Below are 16,907 nucleotides of genomic sequence, written 5' to 3' on the forward strand. Positions count from 1 at the left end.
CTCAGATGCTCCGGCTGCGGCTTCAGAAAGTATGGTTTTTACAGAGCGAAAACATGTTTTCTTGAGTAGATGGCAAGTACAGTAGCCGGAGCGTGTCAATCCTGTTTTAGCTAGCAGCCGTACAACACGTTGTGCTGTTGTCAAGCACCCTATTTTTCACTAAATTGGCACTATAAACACACACCTCATGAAACGCATTCTAACCCTTTGCCTTGCGGCGTTTACCATACTCCCTGCTGTAGGACAGCAAACCCAAAAACCGGTATTGCACGGCAAGAACTGGATGGCCATTACCGGCAAACCCCTAGCCGCCACCGCCGGCGCCATGACCTTCCAGAAGGGGGGCAATGCTGTGGACGCGGCCTGCGCCATGCTCGCCGCCACCTGCACCATGTGGGATGTACTGAGCTGGGGAGGCGAGACACAGGCGCTCATCTACAATCCGAACACCAAAAAGGTCATCGCCATCAATGCACTGGGCGTGGCACCAACCGGGGCGACACCTAAATTTTTCAAAAGCAAAGGCTATAACTTTCCGCCGGAAAACGGACCGCTGGCCGCTACCACACCAGGCACGGCGGGCGGGCTGATGCACATGCTGGCTAACTACGGCACGCTGAGTCTGGAGCAGGTGCTGGCTCCTGCCATGGAAATGGCAGCCGGTTACCCAATGGAAGCGCAGACAGCCAACAGCATCGAGAAAAATAAGGAGCTCATTAAGCAGTGGCCTTACAGTAAAAAGGTGTTTCTGACGCACCCGGGTGAGAAGCGGGAAGCACCGGAAGCCGGTGAGATATTTGTGCAGGAGGACCTGCTGCAGACGCTGACGAAACTGGTGGAAGCGGAAAGGGCCGCGCTCAAGGCGGGCAAGAGTCGTAAAGAGGCCATTATGGCGGCTTATGACCGTTTTTACAAAGGGGATATCGCAGAGGAGTTTGTGCGCGGCTCCAAGGAGCAGGGCGGATTAATCACGATGCAGGATTTGGCCAAGTGGAAACCGATCGAGGAAGAGCCCCTCATGGTAAACTACAAAGGCGTGGAGGTATACAAAATGCAGCAGTGGACCCAAGGCCCCGTTATGCTGCAAGCTCTCAATATTCTGGAGAATTTAGATCTGAAGAGTATGGGCTATAACAGCACCCGGTACATCCATACTTTGTATCAAGCGATGAGCCTCTCCTTTGCTGACCGCGACTTTTACTACGGCGACCCCTACTTCAAACCGGAAGAGCCCATGAAAGGACTACTAAGCAAGGCATACGCCAAGCAACGCGCCAGCTTGATCCAATATGATAAAAACGACGCGAACATCGGCCCAGGAGACCCCTACCCGTTCGAAGGCAGAAAGAACCCTTACTTAAAGCTATTAAAAGAGCGCGGCTATGAGCCCGACACAACAAGACGCAACTTCGCACCTACGCACGACCAGCGCAACAATGGCTCTTCAATAGAGGAATATCAAGACCGCCTCTGGCGCGGCACCACCACCGTGGAGGCGGCTGACAAAGAGGGTTGGGTAGTATCCATTACCCCGAGTGGTGGCTGGCTTCCGGCTGTTATCGCGGGTAACACAGGTATAGGCATGAGCCAGCGCATGCAGAGCTTTGTGCTCGACCCCAGCCTGAACCCATACAATGTTGTGGAACCGGGCAAGAGACCACGCGTGACCCTCACCCCTTCCATGGCGCTGAAGGACGGCAAGCCATACCTATCTTTTGCCGTGCAGGGCGGTGACACACAGGACCAGAACCTGCTGCAGTTCTTCCTCAACACCGTGGAATTCGGCATGAACGTACAGCAAGCCGCAGAGGCCGCCAATATCAACACCAACCAGCTCTGGCTCTCGCTGGGCGGCACCAAGACCGACGACCGCAAACCAAAGCCGGGTCACATTCTGCTGCACGAAAGCACTCCTGAGTCGGTGCGTAACGAACTGAAGAAAATGGGCTATACCTTAAGTTTCGGTGATCGCACCAGCGGACCGATCAACGCGATCTTTTTCGACTGGAAGCACAACAGTTTCTGGGGCGGCTCCAGCAACCACGGCGAGGACTACGGCATAGGCTGGTAATCTCCTAAAACCGTTTTCCAAGACCTATACCTACCGAAAAGGTATCGTAGGCGTCTACGCGGTTATCATAGAAAACAGTAGGGGCAATATCCCAATGCGAGCCAATCTCGATTTCATACTCTAGGCCTGCACGGAAAACGAAAAGATTTTCGTGCGGCTCAACCTCTATACCCGGTCCAGCCAGCAGCACGAGCCCTTTCCAAGGCTTCCAAAGGGCATCTAGGGTGAAAAGCAGCGGTGTTTCACGGCGCAGGAAGTTCTCCCGCCCGCGCTCCACCTCAAAACTTATTAACTCGAGGTCGTTGTGTGAACCGATGCCCCACGTATCGTTGAACCAGTATTCTAGGTCTAGGCCCAAGGAAGGAACGATGAGCATGCCTTTTCCCGCTGTCGTTTGCGTGCCGATGTAGGTATGGTACATCATAATTCCTGCCCGCCAGTGCTTGAATTCGTGCGTCTCAGTATGTTGGTTCAAAGCTTGGCCGCCAGCCTCGTGGTGCTGGGCAAAAGTGGGCGCCGCCATCATAATGGCAATCAAGGCAGTCATCGTAGACTTCACCAGTTTAGAAATAATATTCATCTTAAGCGATCGGATTAATACCTGTTTAAAATTTACAGATGACAAAGGTAGAGCAGTGCAGGCGGGAGCTCAGTAACTTTTGTTACATAGCTGACTTTATAATACAGCAGATTCCAATGGCAGAAAGTATACGGGGTGGCTATGTGACATACGTCACTTTAGAGACGTACACTGTTGTATACCTTTGTGACATCCGGAGGCTCAGGCATTCCACTAGGATACTGCAAGCCTGCTTCACAACCGGATACTTAAAGCTGTAAGAAGATGTATAATCAATTGATTAAACTGGCCCCGAAGCTAGTAAGAGGCATTGCGATCGGAGGTATACTGGGGTATCTTTTCTATTATTTCTACGGCTGCAACGGCACCTGCCTCATCAGCTCAGACCCATGGACCAGCACCGCCTATGGTGCCTTTCTGGGTTTGCTCTTCTCCAGAAGGACGGGCAAAAAAACCTTGAAAACACAAGAACAGAAAGTTACAACCGAAGAATAAATGAACTACCTAAAACAACAACTTCTGACCGGATGGCACCTAGCCCGCTGGATCAGGCTGGCCCTCGGTGGTATCATGCTAGTGCAGGCCATTGACACACGCGAATATTTTTTCGGGGCAATCGCTTTATTTTTGTTGTACCAAGCCTTTACCAATACCGGTTGCTGCGGCATCAGTGGCTCCTGCTCTGTCCCTCCTGCCAAAACCAAAACTACTGAAACGCCTGAGGAGCAGCACGGGAAATAAGCCCATACCTGCCTGCACAGGGTAAAGGAGTACATTGAGGGTTAACGCCCCTATTTATACCTGAACTTGTAAAGCAGAATGATAGCCGCCAGTACCGAGGTGATGGCATTGGCCAGCATGATCGGAAAGTTGTTGGTGAGCAGACCGTAAGAGAGCCACAGAATAGTGCCCGTCGTGAAGATGAAGTACATGCTGGCCGAAATGCCCGAGGTGTCCTTCTCGCGTATCGTTTTGATCGCCTGCGGCAGAAAAGAAACCGTAGTACAGCAAGCCGCCACTATCCCCAACACCTCAATCCAATTCATAAGCTGATTTTAATTTAGCTTCAAAATTAGGAATTTCCCGTCAATAGACCACACACATCCGCTCCTAGCCTTTCCAGATTTTAGAAGGCTAATGCTTTCATTATCTCATACTTACTCTTTGGCCAATCTTTAACCTGTCTCAACGCTAAAATTCTTTGTTCCTACGCAGATTAGTGTTACAACATTTTTATATAATTTCGCCCCGCGAAAGCAAACATTGCCTATCCCAATCAGTTTCCATTTAAAGTTTTTTAACAGCATAACCGAAACCTCGTTTCCCGGAATCTGGCCAACACGATGAAGTCCCGCATACAGTTCATAGCAGTTTTTCTGCTTTCTTTTTGGCTGCAAAACGCTGCGGCTCAAGAGGGCAGTTTTCTTTCGAGGTATATCAACAAACTGGTAAACGATACCAGCGATGTTTCCAAGCCGCAGTTCCTGGTCTACCCCACCCTCGCCTACTCACCGGAAACGAGTTGGGAGATCGGCCTCAGTACGCTTTATGTATACTACGCCAAAAACGACACGGCCAACCGCCTGAGCGAGGTCAATGGCTTCACGTTTTTTACGCTCGAAAACCAGTACGGAATCTGGCTGGACCATGCCCTCTACTCAGACAAAAGCCGCTGGTTCGCGCTGGGCAGGGTGCGGGCGCAGAGCTTTCCCCTGCTCTACCACGGCATCGGTCCCAACTCGCCACGGGATTACCTTGCCTTGGTCGAGGCCAACCAAATCGAGATACGCGAACGGCTGCTGCGCCGCATGCGCCCGAATTTCTACATAGGTCCTCAGATTAATTTTCAGCACTTGGGCAATGTGGAATTTATACCTGCCAGCGACAGTCCCTATACCTTGCCCACCGGCAGCAGGGGCTCCAATAACATCGGTCTGGGTGTGGGTTTGGTGTATGATAATCGGCATAATGTGCTGAACGTGCGCGACGGTTTATTCTCAGAGCTGGCGCTCTACCGTTACGACAAGTTGTGGGGCAGTTCTTTCGAGTTCACCAACATCGTATCCGATACCCGCATTTACAAGTCCATGGGCGAACGAAACGTGCTGGCAGGGCAAGTGCTGGGGCAGTTCAATATGGGTGATGTGCCTTTTAACCAACTGGCGCTGATGGGCGGCGAGGGAATCATGCGCGGATATTACACGGGGCGTTACCGCGACAATAACCAGTTGGCGGTGCAGTTGGAGTACCGTTTTCTCCCGCTGCCCCTGAGCTTCTCCAAACGCATCGGTGCGGCGGTATTTGTGGGCACCGGAACCGTGTTCCCGGATTTCCGGAGCTTCGACGCCAAGTACCTGAAAGTAGCCGGTGGCGGTGGTTTGCGCTATCTGCTCTTTCCTAAAAAAGATATCTTTACACGCGCCGACGTAGCCTTTACCCGCGAGGGGCCGGGTTTCTACATTTACATCGGAGAGGCGTTCTAAAAGTCTAACAAGTCGCTTCTTGCGGGGCGCTAGACCATAATGTCGCGCAGCACATCCACGGTAAAGGGTTTGTTTATGAAGCCGGCTACTGCATGTTGCGCCGCCCGCTCCTGATCCTTGGGGTGCAGCGAGCTGCTGCAGATAAAGATCTTTGTGTCGCTTAGGTTAAGGTTACCCAGCCGGCTCACTTCCTCCAGAAATTCAAATCCGTCCATCACGGGCATTTTAATGTCCAGAAAAATAAGATCGGGCTGCTTTTCGCCGCTTGCAGCGTACTGCTGCAATTTTGTGAGGGCCTCGAGGCCGTTTTTCGCTGTGATGATCTCATTGCCTACACTGGCTTTTCGAAGCATCCTTTTCGATATAAAACACCAGTTCTCATCGTCATCCACCACCAATATTTTATCGATCATATACTTTATACAGCTGCTTTTAAATACAATATGAATTTAGAGCCGTCTCCTTCGTTGCTCTCCACTTCTATCCTGCCGCCGGCATTCTCCACGATGCGTTTTACCATGTATAATCCCACGCCGGTACCTTGCACGTGGTCGTGAAAACGTTTAAACATCGTAAACAGTTGTTGATGGTGACGCTTGTGTATACCCAGTCCGTTGTCCTGCACACTGAGGCGCACATAGGGCTCCTCTAAGCGGGTGTGAATATTGATCACGAGGTCTCGATCCGGAGACCTGTATTTCAAGGAGTTACTGATCAGGTTAAACAATACGCTCCGGAAGTTCTTCTTCGAAAACTTAAGCTGGTGCACCTCAAAATGGGTCTCAATAAAAATCCCATTTTCTTTTGTCGGGTAGCCCATATCCGCCAGTATGTCCTCATACACCTCCTGCACATTGATGATCTCATCAGACGCGCTCTCACTAAGATTTTTCTGCAGCCTGCTGATCTCCGTCAGATCCTCGATGGTGTGCTTAAACCTATCGACCGAGGACTCCACCCGTTGCAGGATTTCTTCCGTCTCCTCGTTCATGCAGCTCATTTCGGACAATTCTTCTTTCAGATAACCGATAAGGCCTTCGATGTTGGTGATCGGGGAGCGCAAGTCGTGCGAGGCGGTATAGATGAAGTTGTCGAGGTCTGAGTTAATGCGCTGGAGCTCGGTATTTTTGTGCTCCAGTGCGCTCTGCTGCCGCTCGGCCAATTTATCTTGCAGTTCTTTCTGCTTGGTTATGTCGCCGGTTACTTTGGTAAAGCCCACGTGCTCCCCAGCATCTGAGAAGATCGGCGTAAGCACAACGCTCGCCCAGAAAAGCGAGCCGTCCTTGCGCCTCCGCCAGTCCTCATTCTCGAAAATACCCTTTTCTAGCGCTATCGCCAGTTCTTCCTCTGGTTTGCCGGCCTGTTGGTACTCATCCGGGTGCAGAATGCCATAAAACTGCCCGATAATCTCCTCTTCGGTGTAGCCTTTCACGCGTTCGGCCCCTTCATTCCAGCTTGTAATAATACCATTTTTATCGGTAGTAAAAATAGCATAGCCCTTGATCTGGTTGATAAAAAGTATGCTAAGCTTTTCAGGTGAATTCAGTGGGTCCATAGTTCATTAAAGCGCGGTCGTATACCTTTTACTATAATTCAGGCAAGATGTTACCACATCCACAGCATTCGCATGTGCCCTGCTGTCCTATCTTCTCACCGCTGCTATACTTGCGCTATATTCCGATCATGCAAAATCTGCAAGAACAAACTATCACAATACAATATTTTCTATATATTAGTAAATAAATTTAACTAAAATCTTTCAGTTATGAAACGCAGACTACAGATCAGCGGCCGAGGCAAGCTCTCCATCGCTCCCGATATAGTTATACTCGCCTTCAGTGCCTCTGCGCATGACTGGGAGTACGAAAAAACCGTCAACGCTCTCAACACGAAGGTAGAAGAGCTCCGCAGCATCATTGAAAAAGAAGGCATCGAGCGGAAGAGCCTCAAAACAAAAGATTTTGGGATACACAAGGAAACGACTTGGAACCGCAAGACCGAAAAGTCGGAGTTCAACGGCTTCAAGGCTTCGCACAGCTTGGAGCTGGAATTGCCGCTTGAGAAAGGCATCATCAACAGCCTGCTGGCCCAGATCGCCAAAAAGTTAGACAACCTCGACTTCAGCATTTCCTTCGGGGTGAAGGAGGCCGCCGAACACCAGCAGCAGCTTATTTTGCAGGCCATCGCCAGAGCAAAAGAAAACGCCGCCCTTATTGCCGAGGCCACAGGCGTAGAGTTGCGCGAGATCCTCGAAATCGACTACTCTTACCGTGAGCTCACCATCCGCTCCCAGCGCCACGACTACGAGGTATATGAAAGCAACATGCTCATGGAAGCCTCCTCTCCCGCCCCGGACTTTGAGCCTGATGATATTGATGTGACCGAGACCGTCACCATTACGTGGCGGATCGGATAAATAAACTCCCGCTTACCGCTGGAGGTGTTCTCTCTCGGCCAAGTTAAATACTTGGTTTAAGGTATAGGTATGCACGCCCGGCTCAGCCGCTATACCTGCGTTGATCATAGCCTGCGCCACTACCTTGTCTTCGTAAGGCTTGTACTTGCCGGCTATACCTACTTTGTCCAAGAAGTGCATCACCTTATAGGCGGCTTCTTCTCCGAAGCGCTCCTCTTTCCGGTCGCCGTGCAGCAGACCGGGCTGAATGATGCTGATACTTTTGAAGTCTAGCTTTTTCACAGCCTCCTCCAGCGCGCCTTTCATACGGGAGTAGAAGATCAGAGAATCCGGGCTGGCACCTGAAGAGGAAACGAGCACGTAGGAAGGTATACCGTTTTGAGCGGCCGCCTCTGCGAACTTGTACTGGTAGTGGTAGTCGACCTTGTACTGCTCATTATGCCCACCCGCCTGTTTCAAGGTAGTGCCCAGCGTTGAGAAAAACACGTCCCCTTTCACCAAGTGTTGCCAGTCTTCCGGCTTGTCAAAATTAATGAGATGCTCTTCCAGTTTGGTGTCGGCTATACCTAAGGAGCTGCGTCCGAACACGATCACTTTGCTGAACCGGTTATCTGCCAGTAGCTGCTTTACCAGTTGTGTTCCCACCAAGCCGGTGGCGCCTATAACGAGTGCTGTTTTCATAGTATGGTTTGTTTATCTGTTCGTGTTATAGTTCTATACCTGCTAAACCCACTATTGTTTAACGACCCCGGTCAGCTGTTCAGATGCCTCCCAGAGTTTTGCGGCAACTTCCGGGCTTGCCTGCTGATTCTTGCGGCCGGGTCTGCGTTTGTAATAATACTCCCCATCCTGCCAGTCTTTGCCCGGCACCGTGCTGATGAGCCAGAGCAGGGTATCGGCACCTTTTTCGGGCGAGATCATAAAGAAGCGTCCCAAGAGTCCCTCATATAGCCACCTGATAAAGCCACTCCCTTCCCGCGCAAAACCTGTTTCTACCACACCCGGATGGAAGGAGGCCGCCCACACGCCTTTGAAGCGCGTACTGATCTCTTGGGCATGCAGGATGTTCATGAGCTTGGCTGCGCCATAAGCCCGCATCGCTTTATAGTTCTTTTCATTTTCGAGATCGCTGAAATCAATACGGCCCATCAAATTGGCCGCACTGGAGGTGTTGATCACGATCGCCTTAGAGGCTTCCAACCGCTCCTGCAGCAGGAGCGTCAGCAGGAAGCCCGACAGGTGATTGACCTGCAGCGTCATCTCGTGGCCGTCTTCGGTCAGGCGCCTATCCGCAATAATGCCGCCTACATTGTTGACCAGAACATCGATACGGGGATATTTCTCCAGCAGGTTCTGGGCAAAAGCACGCACGTCCGTAAAACGAGTGTAGTCCACCAGATAGTAATCGCAGCCAATCTCCTCAGCTAGTTTTTTGGTTTCGCTGGAGCGGCCTGTAATTACAACCTGTGCTCCCTTTTGGCGCAGTGCCCGGGCGGCGGCCGCGCCTATACCGGAACTACCGCCCGTGATGATGATGGTTTCGCCGCTGAGGTCTGTCGTCATGTTCTCTTTTTTGTCTTACACCGAATCAGGTATAGCTGTCAGCTTTGAGTAACGGAAAAAGAGGCTTTCCGGATGATTAAGATAAAACCATTCCTCATGCGCAGCATTCTTCATGGATCACTCTGATTAAACAAACACTACAAGCAAGCGTACCTTCAGAGGAAGAAATGAACCATCTGATTATAAGGCAATTAAAAACGATAGATCTAGGTAAACACGCTGCACTATGAACCTTACTTTTCGTCATCTTTTTTTTGTAAATAGTGAGATGTTTCCGCAGGAGAAGCGGCAAGTGCACGAAACGCATCATCAGAAAGTAAGCTGGGTATATTATTGTACCATTGTACTGGGGCTTTGGCTGATCGCCAACCCGCCCACATTTGGCTATAAGGTACCAGCCATGGTCTGGAGCGATATCCTAACCGGTCTGCTGCTTATCTTGCTGAGTTATTTTGCATTGAAGCCCTATAAACTGTGGGCGCAGTGGTTCATTGTCTTTTTAGGCGTGTGGCTTTTTATCGCCCCCATGGTCTTTTGGGCGGAGGAGGGTGCCGGGTTCCTAAACTCTTACATCGTAGGTATCCTAGTGGTGGCCTTCGGTATCATCATACCCCGACAGCCCGGTATAAAACTGTTCGCACAACCGGGGCCTAACGTCCCGCCGGGCTGGACTTACAATCCTTCCTCTTGGAACCAGCGTGTACCGGTAATCTTCTTGGCGTGGGTAGGTTTCTTTATAGCCCGCTACATGGGAGCCTTTCAAATGGAGTACATCGATACCATGTGGGACCCTTTCTTTGGAGACGGCACCCGAAAGGTACTCACTTCAGACGTTTCCAAATCTTTCCCGGTTTCGGATGCCGTCTTGGGTGCGTTTTCCTACATCATGGATGTTCTGTTTGGCTATGCTGGGGGCACGCACCGCTGGCGAACCATGCCGTGGGTGGTCATTATTTTCGGCATCATGATCGTGCCGCTGGGTGTGGTGAGCATTACCCTGATCATCCTGCAGCCGGTTTCGGTAGGGTACTGGTGCAGCCTGTGTCTGGCAAGCGCCCTGATCTCCCTGACCATGATCCCATTTGCGGTGGACGAGGTACTGGCAACCCTGCAACTGATGCGTTACGAGAAAAAGGTTCGCAACACCTCCTACTGGACATCCCTTTGGTTCGGGGGCACCATGGATGGCGGCAGCATAGAAGAAAAGAAGAACCTGGAAACACTGTTGGAGCTCACCTTCCGGGAATCTACCAAGGACTTTATAAGCAGACCTTGGAATCTTTTCCTCATCATGGCGCTGGGTGCTTGGACGATGTTGTCACCTTCTGTTTTGGGCTACAGCGGCACGCTGGCCGATAGCAGCCACATTGCAGGTGCGCTGATCATTACCTTTGCTGTTATCTCGATGTCAGAAGTGTGCCGACCGCTGCGGTTCATCCTCATACCCCTTGGGCTTTGGCTCATCGCGGCCATTTGGGTGCTCGGAACAGAGCAGGACGCTGCGATGTGGAACGGCATCATAAGCGGCATCATGCTGGTTGCGCTTGCTATACCAAAGGGAAAGGTGGTGGATAGAAGAGGAAGCTTTGACAAGTACATTAAGTAAGTAGATCTTGGTTGACTGGCAGTCATTTGCGTAGACAGAAAATCCCAATGAACAGGTCTTCAATATTATGAAAAACATTAAGACGCTCGCCATCCTAAACACCGTGTTTTTCCTGCTGCACCTGGTGCCCTCGCAGCTCACGCAGCTGGAGCTTTTCAATGACCAAACCATTGGAGAGGTGTCCGCCAAATATCCGGCGCTTTTCACCCCGGCAGGCATCACTTTTTCTATTTGGGGCCTCATCTATCTAGCGCTGTCAGCCTTCTGCATTTACCACCTCGTCAAAGCTTTTAAGGAACCTGCCTTGCATGAGGCCAATGTGGATTTGAAGGGGCTCGGCTTTCTATTCATGCTGAACAACCTAGCCACCGGTGCTTGGACCATCGCCTGGGTAAGCGAGAGGCTGGTACTCTCGGTAGTGCTTATCCTGATTCAGTTAATCACGCTGCTGTGGATACACCTGCGACTGGGCATATTTGACCCCAGCCGCTCTGCCGCTTCCCGCTGGTTTACGCAAGTGCCGCTTAGCCTATACTTTGGCTGGATCATCATCGCTACGGTCGCCAACATCAGCTCTGCTTTGGTGGGTTTAGGATGGGATGGCTTTGGTCTGAGCGAAAGCCTTTGGACCACGATCATGATCGTCGCGGCTACCCTCATCGTGGTATTTGTGGTCTATACCCGCACCAACCCTGTTGTGGGATTAGTAGGTATATGGGCGCTCTACGGCATCATCTTAAAACACAGGGAGCTAGGTATAGCAGAGAGCCCGCAGATCATCACAACCGCTTGGATCTGTTTGGCGGTACTGGGGTTGGTGGTGGGGCTGGTGTTTTATCTAAATCTCTCCCACTCTGTGATTTCGGAGAAAGGAGAAATCTAAAGTTTTTCATGCTCTAGCGCTTTCCTTGCATGCTATTATTTATACCTTATACCCCTTCCAATGGCATGGCCGTTACATTCTCGAAAACTATCCCCTTGAGGACAACCTAAAGCGGGAGCTTTAGAGTTGCGAGCAACGCTCAATAGGGGTGTAGATTCGGAGTTAAATTACCAATAAGTGGCAAATTTTAAATTCACCCACAACTGTAAACACCCTTCTGAGAGCTATGCTCGCAAGTTTCGAACTCCCGTTCTCACTTGTCCTCAAGGGGATAATTCGTAAGAATGATACTGCCCTACTTCCAATGGGGGTGTTCTAGCTATACCTTTGCTGGGTGTGTTTCCAAATATGCCGAGGTGAAAGGATGTTCTTTCGCTACCCCCTCCCCCATGATGTGCATCACAGTCCAGCCCCTTTCTTTGAGATAGTCCGAGATAATGGCGCGATGACACCGCCACCACACGGCTTCGGAACACATGTAGGCAGTTCTCTTTTGGTTGGCGACTTCTGTCAACTTCACTATAGCCTCTTCGAACTCCTTGGTTTCAGCGTAATCGGCATAGCCGCGGAAGGACTCGCTCCTCCAGACGGTGTGGGGCGAGTCAGGCCGAGGTTTTCTGCGGCCACCTAGCTCCTGTTCGGGCATATAACTGATTCCGGCTTCGGGCAGGTAAGTCTCCAAGGCTGACACGTTGAAGTGAGGGTACTTTTTAGAGCCAGGATAGCGGCGCACATCCGCCAGCACCTCAATCTGAAATGACTGCAGGACTGCCACAAATTCCTCCGGGCTTCTGGTAGAGTGACCGAATGTCCATATGGTGTTGTTCGTTGCTGACATTATAATTTCTTTTTGATGTTGCGGTACAGGTATAGGCTGTATACCTATACGTTGTCTTCCACTTCTACAGGCAAAAGTTGAGGCAGGGTATGCGTTGTATACCTGTCTATACTTTTTAAGAGCGGACCCGTTAAACAAATGACATTTGCAGGTAGTAAGATTACCTGTTGGGCCTGCACTGGCAACAAAGCACAGGCAACACTTGATACATTTTAATCTAATTAAAACAAATGGAAGAGCAACAAAACAGCGGTCGTGAACATACCAGCTTTCTGATTTTCTCCGCCTCACTCCGGAGCGGTTCGCTCAACACCAAGCTGGCAAAATTAGCGGCAAAGGTTATTGAGAAACATGGCGGCACCGTGGACTTTGCCGACATGGCGGACTTCGATTGCCCCACCTTTAACCAAGATTTGGAAGTAGACAATTTTCACCCCAAAGGAGCCGAAGCGTTTCGGGAGCGCATTCTGGCAAATGACGCCATGATCATTTCATCGCCGGAGTACAACGGCTCCATGCCCGGCAATCTGAAGAACATCATCGACTGGACCTCCCGATTCCGTCCACAGCCATTCCACCAGCACCATGCCCTGCTCATGTCAGCCTCTCCATCCATGGCGGGTGGCAACCGGGGATTATGGGCTTTGCGGGTTCCTTTTGAGCACCTCGGCACCCGGGTGTATCCGGATATGTTCTCGCTGGCTACGGCGCACGAAGCATTTGATGAAGATGGCAGCCTGAAAGATAAGACGCTTGCTAAAAGGTTTGAAGACAACTTGGTGGCGTTTATGAACCTAGTGGAAGCCTCCAAGCACTATCCGTGCATCAGGAAAGCTTGGGTAGAGTTCTTGGGAGAGAAACCGGCTAAGGAAACAGAGCGAGTGGAATAAACCATTAACTTGGATGCAGGTATAAGGGCCAGTGTCTATATGTCATCAAAAGCGGCTTTCTCCTCTATTGGAAGCTTTTAAAAATTAAGAGCCAATGTACGATTTATTCTTTCAGAATCTAAACGATAAAGTCGGGCTTACAGAAGAAGAAGAGGAGCAAATTAAATCCTACCTCACCTTTAAGAAGCTCCGAAAAAAGCAATACATCTTACAGGAAGGCGATGTGTGCAAAGTAATAGCTTTCGTAGAAAAAGGGGCGCTTCGTTCCTACTCTTTAGATGACAACAGCAATGAACGCATTATACAGTTTGGACTGGAGGGCTGGCTGATCTCAGATCTCTATAGTTTCCTGACGGAAGAGCCTGCTACGTATAACATAGATGCGCTGGAGGATTCAGAACTGGTGCTCATCAGCAAATCGGCTCACGAGAAGCTGTTGCAAACAATGCCTAAGTACGAGACCTTCACCCGACTGAATATTACAGGTGCCTACTTGGCTATGCAACGCCGTCTGACTTCCATCATGAGTGCCTCCGTGGAGGAGCGCTACCAAGACTTCATCGCCCTCTACCCGCACATTGCCCAGCGCGTTCCTCAGCACATGATCGCCTCTTATATGGGCCTTACGCCCGAAACTCTCAGCCGCATCAGAAAAAGGATTTCCTCTAAGTAATACGCCACACGACTGCTCGAAAGCATTGATTCAGATCAATGCTTTTTCTTGACCGGACGCAATGCATTCAGGCATGTTGCGGCCGTACCTTTGTATTGTCAATAAAGAAAACGCCGTGCAGCCTGTTACTGAATTGGTCAGTACATCCGGTTTTAACCCAATCGTGGCAGGTGACTTGGCAAGCTGTTATGCAACGAAAACAGTTTATTAAAACACTTTTAACGGGAGTAGCAGGTATGACCACACTAACCGCTTTCAATAGATTTACAGACAGCCTTGGGGAGCAGGAGCAGCTGATGCCTGTATTGTTTATAGGCCACGGCTCTCCTATGAATGGAATTTTAGATAATGAATTCAGCCAAAAATGGACAAAGCTGGCCAAGGATATTCCCACACCCAAAGCAGTGCTGGTGGTTTCGGCACACTGGCTCAGCAAAGGCACCCGCATCACGGCCATGGATTTCCCGAAGACCATTCACGATTTCGGGGGCTTCCCACAGGAGCTGTTCGAGGTGCAGTACAAGGCACCGGGCAGTCCGGAACTGGCGAAGGAAACTGCTTCCATTATCCAATCTACTGCAGTAGAAATGGATCACGACTGGGGCTTGGATCACGGCGCTTGGACCATCATCCGGCACATGTACCCAGAAGCAAACATACCCGTGTTGCAGCTCAGTATCGACTATACCAAGGGGCCACAGTACCATTATGAATTGTCCAAAGAACTGACAGCACTACGCAAAAAAGGCGTGCTCATCATGGGTAGCGGCAACATGGTGCACAACCTGCGCATGGTCGCTTGGGACAAACTAAACGAGTCGGAGTACGGCTTCGACTGGGCTGTGCAAATGAACACCACCTTTAAAGAACTGATTCGCAACGGGCAGCACGACAAGCTGATCAATTACGAGAAACTGGGCCGTGAGGCCATGCTAGCTATACCTACCCCGGAGCACTACTGGCCTCTGCTCTATACCTTGGGCCTGAAAGGCAACAAGGATGATGTTTCCTTCTTTAACGACAAAGTAGTGGGCGGCTCGCTGACCATGACGTCGGTGATGATCGGCTGATACGAAGATAGTTTTCTTTTTCTAAATGGCTGACGCTGAGCGCACATTACGCGTACTGCTATGGTAGGAGAATGCTAAACAAAGCTTTTCCATACACCAAACGAAAACCGCATGAGTCATCAACGGCAACCTAATTTCCTGCTCATTGTAGTGGATGATATGGGGTACTCCGATTGCCAGCCTTTCGGCGGCGAAATCAGGACGCCCAACTTGCAGCAACTGGCGGATAACGGTGTCTGCTTCCGGCAATTTCACACCTCTGCCCTATGCGCCCCCACCCGTGCTATGCTGCTGTCGGGCTGCGACAATCACCATGCCGGAATAGGCAACATGCCGACTGCGCATGCCACCAACCAATACATGCAGCCAGGCTACGAGGGTTATCTAAACAGCGATGTGATGACCATCCCCGAGATATTGAGGCCAGCAGGCTACCATACCTACATGGCTGGCAAATGGCACTTGGGTGAACAGAAGGACTGGCGTCCGCATACTCGGGGTTTTGAACGAACGTTTTCTTTTCTAGGGGGCGGCGTCAGCCACTTTCACGACCAGCGTGCTTTGAGCGCTTTCGAGCAGCCGCACACCGAGTATACAGAGGACGGAAAGACAGTCGAAAACCTGCCGGATGATTTCTACTCTTCTGACTATTATACCGACAAAATGATGCAGTATGTGTCGGAGCAGGAAGATGACTCCCCATTTTTTGCCTACTTGGCCTTTACCGCACCCCACGACCCCTTGCAGGTGCCGGACGAATGGCTGGATAAATATAGAAGGACCTACGATGGCGGCTACGATGCCATCCGGGAGCAGCGCCTGCAACGGATGAAGGAGCTGGAGCTGATACCAGAGGAACTCACCCGAAATGAAGGCAGTGGCCTGTTCAAAAAATGGGACGAGCTAAGCGAGGAAGAACGCAGGGAGGAAGCCCGGAAAATGGAGATTTACGCTGCCATGATTGAAAACCTTGACTGGAACCTAGGGCGACTTTTCGACAGGTTGAAGGAACTGAACAAATACGACGATACGATTATCTTCTTTCTGTCTGACAATGGTGCCAACCCCAAAGAGCCCTTCTTTTATGCGCCTAATACCGAAGAGTCGATAGCGGCGGAATATGATAACCGCTTGGAGAATTACGGCAGGATCAATTCGTTTATTTCCATTGGTGGTGCTTGGGCTGAAGTAGCCAACACCCCCTTGTCTTACTTTAAGCTCACTACTTACGAAGGTGGCACGCAGACTCCGCTTATTATATCCGGAAAGCGCATGCACAAACGCGGCGTGGTTACCGACGAAATGCTACATGTAACTGATCTCCTGCCTACCATTTTAGATTACGCCAATGTAAACTATCCGAATCCACATAATGCCCTGAAGCCACTCTATGGAAGGTCGCTCAAACCTTGCCTGCAAGAGGAAACAAAACAGCCGGTGCGAAATAAGTTTGACGTGCTGGGTTTCGAAATAGGTGAATGCAAAGCCGTGTTGAAAGGCGACTGGAAACTAATCTTCATGCCCCCTCCCTATGGCAAAGGCGAGGAATGGCATTTGTACAACCTGAAGGAAGACATCAAAGAAGAGAATAACCTAGCCGGGCAGTTTCCTGATAAGTTTAAGGAACTCAAAGCGGATTGGGAGGCGTATGCGCTTTCCGTTGGCTACATAAAATCCAATGGCGAGCCAGCGGTGGAGAAATTAGGCTATGAAGAATTTTACCGCTTCGACCCAAAAAACCGGATGGAACAGCACGAGAAAACGGAGGATGAGGCGTCCAGAGATGCTTCACCATCAGACTTGGTTGATTAACACGGCAAGTTAGTTGAAAGGC

At 50.5% G+C, this 16,907-nt stretch carries 18 protein-coding genes; 11 read left to right on the forward strand and 7 right to left on the reverse strand.

The features are described from left to right. Nucleotides 1-187 precede the first annotated feature (187 nt). Nucleotides 188-2,071 carry a gamma-glutamyltransferase gene (locus Q1A04_RS01300; RefSeq protein WP_299700126.1) on the forward strand — a complete coding sequence of 628 codons (1,884 nt, stop codon included), beginning with the start codon at nucleotides 188-190 and terminating at the stop codon, nucleotides 2,069-2,071. 4 nt (nucleotides 2,072-2,075) lie between these two features. Here Q1A04_RS01300 and Q1A04_RS01305 read toward each other — a convergent pair whose 3' ends face one another. After that, nucleotides 2,076-2,651, reverse strand: a complete 576-nt coding sequence (locus Q1A04_RS01305; protein ID WP_299700129.1) for a hypothetical protein — start codon at nucleotides 2,649-2,651, stop codon at nucleotides 2,076-2,078. 264 nt (nucleotides 2,652-2,915) lie between these two features. On the opposite strand from Q1A04_RS01305, the gene Q1A04_RS01310 reads away from it, so the two are divergent. Next, nucleotides 2,916-3,146 (forward strand): DUF6132 family protein, encoded by a 231-nt coding sequence (locus Q1A04_RS01310; protein ID WP_299700132.1) that lies wholly within the window; start codon nucleotides 2,916-2,918, stop codon nucleotides 3,144-3,146. Next, entirely contained in the window at nucleotides 3,147-3,392 is a 246-nt protein-coding gene (locus tag Q1A04_RS01315) for a hypothetical protein (RefSeq protein ID WP_299700135.1), read from the forward strand. Nucleotides 3,393-3,442: 50 nt separating this feature from the next. On the opposite strand, the gene Q1A04_RS01320 is transcribed toward Q1A04_RS01315, so the two are convergent. Continuing rightward, nucleotides 3,443-3,697 (reverse strand): SemiSWEET transporter, encoded by a 255-nt coding sequence (locus Q1A04_RS01320; protein ID WP_299700138.1) that lies wholly within the window; start codon nucleotides 3,695-3,697, stop codon nucleotides 3,443-3,445. 297 nt (nucleotides 3,698-3,994) lie between these two features. Here Q1A04_RS01320 and Q1A04_RS01325 point away from each other — a divergent pair, with 297 nt between their 5' ends. Continuing rightward, entirely contained in the window at nucleotides 3,995-5,134 is a 1,140-nt protein-coding gene (locus Q1A04_RS01325; protein WP_299700140.1) for a BamA/TamA family outer membrane protein, read from the forward strand. 29 nt (nucleotides 5,135-5,163) lie between these two features. Here the strand turns inward: Q1A04_RS01325 and Q1A04_RS01330 are convergent, their stop codons facing one another. Both Q1A04_RS01330 and Q1A04_RS01335 read right to left on the reverse strand, forming a co-directional pair. Next, complete coding sequence (locus Q1A04_RS01330) at nucleotides 5,164-5,547, reverse strand: response regulator (RefSeq protein ID WP_299700143.1); 384 nt, start codon at nucleotides 5,545-5,547, stop codon at nucleotides 5,164-5,166. Between the two features lie 5 nt (nucleotides 5,548-5,552). Further along, a complete protein-coding gene (locus Q1A04_RS01335; protein WP_299700146.1) occupies nucleotides 5,553-6,689 on the reverse strand; it encodes a PAS domain-containing sensor histidine kinase in 1,137 nt (378 codons plus the stop codon). Nucleotides 6,690-6,899: 210 nt separating this feature from the next. On the opposite strand from Q1A04_RS01335, the gene Q1A04_RS01340 reads away from it, so the two are divergent. Beyond that, on the forward strand, nucleotides 6,900-7,550 hold the full coding sequence (locus Q1A04_RS01340; RefSeq protein WP_299700149.1) for an SIMPL domain-containing protein: 651 nt from the start codon (nucleotides 6,900-6,902) through the stop codon (nucleotides 7,548-7,550). A 12-nt stretch (nucleotides 7,551-7,562) separates the two neighbouring features. Here the strand turns inward: Q1A04_RS01340 and Q1A04_RS01345 are convergent, their stop codons facing one another. Continuing rightward, nucleotides 7,563-8,231, reverse strand: coding sequence for an NAD(P)H-binding protein (locus tag Q1A04_RS01345; protein WP_299700152.1), 669 nt, complete (start codon nucleotides 8,229-8,231; stop codon nucleotides 7,563-7,565). Between the two features lie 51 nt (nucleotides 8,232-8,282). Beyond that, a complete protein-coding gene (locus Q1A04_RS01350; protein WP_299700155.1) occupies nucleotides 8,283-9,113 on the reverse strand; it encodes an SDR family NAD(P)-dependent oxidoreductase in 831 nt (276 codons plus the stop codon). 226 nt (nucleotides 9,114-9,339) lie between these two features. On the opposite strand from Q1A04_RS01350, the gene Q1A04_RS01355 reads away from it, so the two are divergent. Both Q1A04_RS01355 and Q1A04_RS01360 read left to right on the forward strand, forming a co-directional pair. Continuing rightward, nucleotides 9,340-10,719, forward strand: a complete 1,380-nt coding sequence (locus Q1A04_RS01355; protein WP_299700158.1) for a vitamin K epoxide reductase family protein — start codon at nucleotides 9,340-9,342, stop codon at nucleotides 10,717-10,719. Between the two features lie 67 nt (nucleotides 10,720-10,786). Then, nucleotides 10,787-11,602 (forward strand): hypothetical protein, encoded by an 816-nt coding sequence (locus Q1A04_RS01360; RefSeq protein ID WP_299700161.1) that lies wholly within the window; start codon nucleotides 10,787-10,789, stop codon nucleotides 11,600-11,602. A 319-nt stretch (nucleotides 11,603-11,921) separates the two neighbouring features. Here the strand turns inward: Q1A04_RS01360 and Q1A04_RS01365 are convergent, their stop codons facing one another. Beyond that, complete coding sequence (locus Q1A04_RS01365) at nucleotides 11,922-12,440, reverse strand: DUF488 family protein (protein WP_299700163.1); 519 nt, start codon at nucleotides 12,438-12,440, stop codon at nucleotides 11,922-11,924. Nucleotides 12,441-12,670: 230 nt separating this feature from the next. Here Q1A04_RS01365 and Q1A04_RS01370 point away from each other — a divergent pair, with 230 nt between their 5' ends. From Q1A04_RS01370 to Q1A04_RS01385, 4 genes are all read left to right on the forward strand, one after another. Further along, on the forward strand, nucleotides 12,671-13,330 hold the full coding sequence (locus tag Q1A04_RS01370; RefSeq protein WP_299700168.1) for an NAD(P)H-dependent oxidoreductase: 660 nt from the start codon (nucleotides 12,671-12,673) through the stop codon (nucleotides 13,328-13,330). A 94-nt stretch (nucleotides 13,331-13,424) separates the two neighbouring features. After that, nucleotides 13,425-14,003, forward strand: coding sequence for a Crp/Fnr family transcriptional regulator (locus tag Q1A04_RS01375; protein WP_299700171.1), 579 nt, complete (start codon nucleotides 13,425-13,427; stop codon nucleotides 14,001-14,003). Nucleotides 14,004-14,239: 236 nt separating this feature from the next. Further along, nucleotides 14,240-15,073, forward strand: a complete 834-nt coding sequence (gene ygiD, locus Q1A04_RS01380) for a 4,5-DOPA dioxygenase extradiol (RefSeq protein ID WP_299700174.1) — start codon at nucleotides 14,240-14,242, stop codon at nucleotides 15,071-15,073. 111 nt (nucleotides 15,074-15,184) lie between these two features. Continuing rightward, on the forward strand, nucleotides 15,185-16,885 hold the full coding sequence (locus tag Q1A04_RS01385; protein ID WP_299700177.1) for an arylsulfatase: 1,701 nt from the start codon (nucleotides 15,185-15,187) through the stop codon (nucleotides 16,883-16,885). The last annotated feature ends 22 nt before the right edge of the window (nucleotides 16,886-16,907 follow it).

Origin of the sequence: uncultured Pontibacter sp. (genome assembly GCF_947499215.1) — a bacterium.
Classification (GTDB): domain Bacteria; phylum Bacteroidota; class Bacteroidia; order Cytophagales; family Hymenobacteraceae; genus Pontibacter.

Bases quoted from the DNA above. Each gene is read 5' to 3' on its own strand.
- Q1A04_RS01365 (WP_299700163.1), bottom strand. From the start codon at position 12,440: ATGTCAGCAACGAACAACACCATATGGACATTCGGTCACTCTACCAGA.
- Q1A04_RS01360 (WP_299700161.1), top strand. From the start codon at position 10,787: ATGAAAAACATTAAGACGCTCGCCATCCTAAACACCGTGTTTTTCCTG.
- Q1A04_RS01385 (WP_299700177.1), top strand. From the start codon at position 15,185: ATGAGTCATCAACGGCAACCTAATTTCCTGCTCATTGTAGTGGATGAT.
- Q1A04_RS01375 (WP_299700171.1), top strand. From the start codon at position 13,425: ATGTACGATTTATTCTTTCAGAATCTAAACGATAAAGTCGGGCTTACA.
- Q1A04_RS01315 (WP_299700135.1), top strand. From the start codon at position 3,147: ATGAACTACCTAAAACAACAACTTCTGACCGGATGGCACCTAGCCCGC.
- Q1A04_RS01305 (WP_299700129.1), bottom strand. From the start codon at position 2,651: ATGAATATTATTTCTAAACTGGTGAAGTCTACGATGACTGCCTTGATT.
- Q1A04_RS01370 (WP_299700168.1), top strand. From the start codon at position 12,671: ATGGAAGAGCAACAAAACAGCGGTCGTGAACATACCAGCTTTCTGATT.
- Q1A04_RS01300 (WP_299700126.1), top strand. From the start codon at position 188: ATGAAACGCATTCTAACCCTTTGCCTTGCGGCGTTTACCATACTCCCT.
- Q1A04_RS01325 (WP_299700140.1), top strand. From the start codon at position 3,995: ATGAAGTCCCGCATACAGTTCATAGCAGTTTTTCTGCTTTCTTTTTGG.
- Q1A04_RS01330 (WP_299700143.1), bottom strand. From the start codon at position 5,547: ATGATCGATAAAATATTGGTGGTGGATGACGATGAGAACTGGTGTTTT.
- Q1A04_RS01350 (WP_299700155.1), bottom strand. From the start codon at position 9,113: ATGACGACAGACCTCAGCGGCGAAACCATCATCATCACGGGCGGTAGT.
- Q1A04_RS01335 (WP_299700146.1), bottom strand. From the start codon at position 6,689: ATGGACCCACTGAATTCACCTGAAAAGCTTAGCATACTTTTTATCAAC.
- Q1A04_RS01355 (WP_299700158.1), top strand. From the start codon at position 9,340: ATGAACCTTACTTTTCGTCATCTTTTTTTTGTAAATAGTGAGATGTTT.
- ygiD (WP_299700174.1), top strand. From the start codon at position 14,240: ATGACCACACTAACCGCTTTCAATAGATTTACAGACAGCCTTGGGGAG.
- Q1A04_RS01310 (WP_299700132.1), top strand. From the start codon at position 2,916: ATGTATAATCAATTGATTAAACTGGCCCCGAAGCTAGTAAGAGGCATT.
- Q1A04_RS01340 (WP_299700149.1), top strand. From the start codon at position 6,900: ATGAAACGCAGACTACAGATCAGCGGCCGAGGCAAGCTCTCCATCGCT.
- Q1A04_RS01320 (WP_299700138.1), bottom strand. From the start codon at position 3,697: ATGAATTGGATTGAGGTGTTGGGGATAGTGGCGGCTTGCTGTACTACG.
- Q1A04_RS01345 (WP_299700152.1), bottom strand. From the start codon at position 8,231: ATGAAAACAGCACTCGTTATAGGCGCCACCGGCTTGGTGGGAACACAA.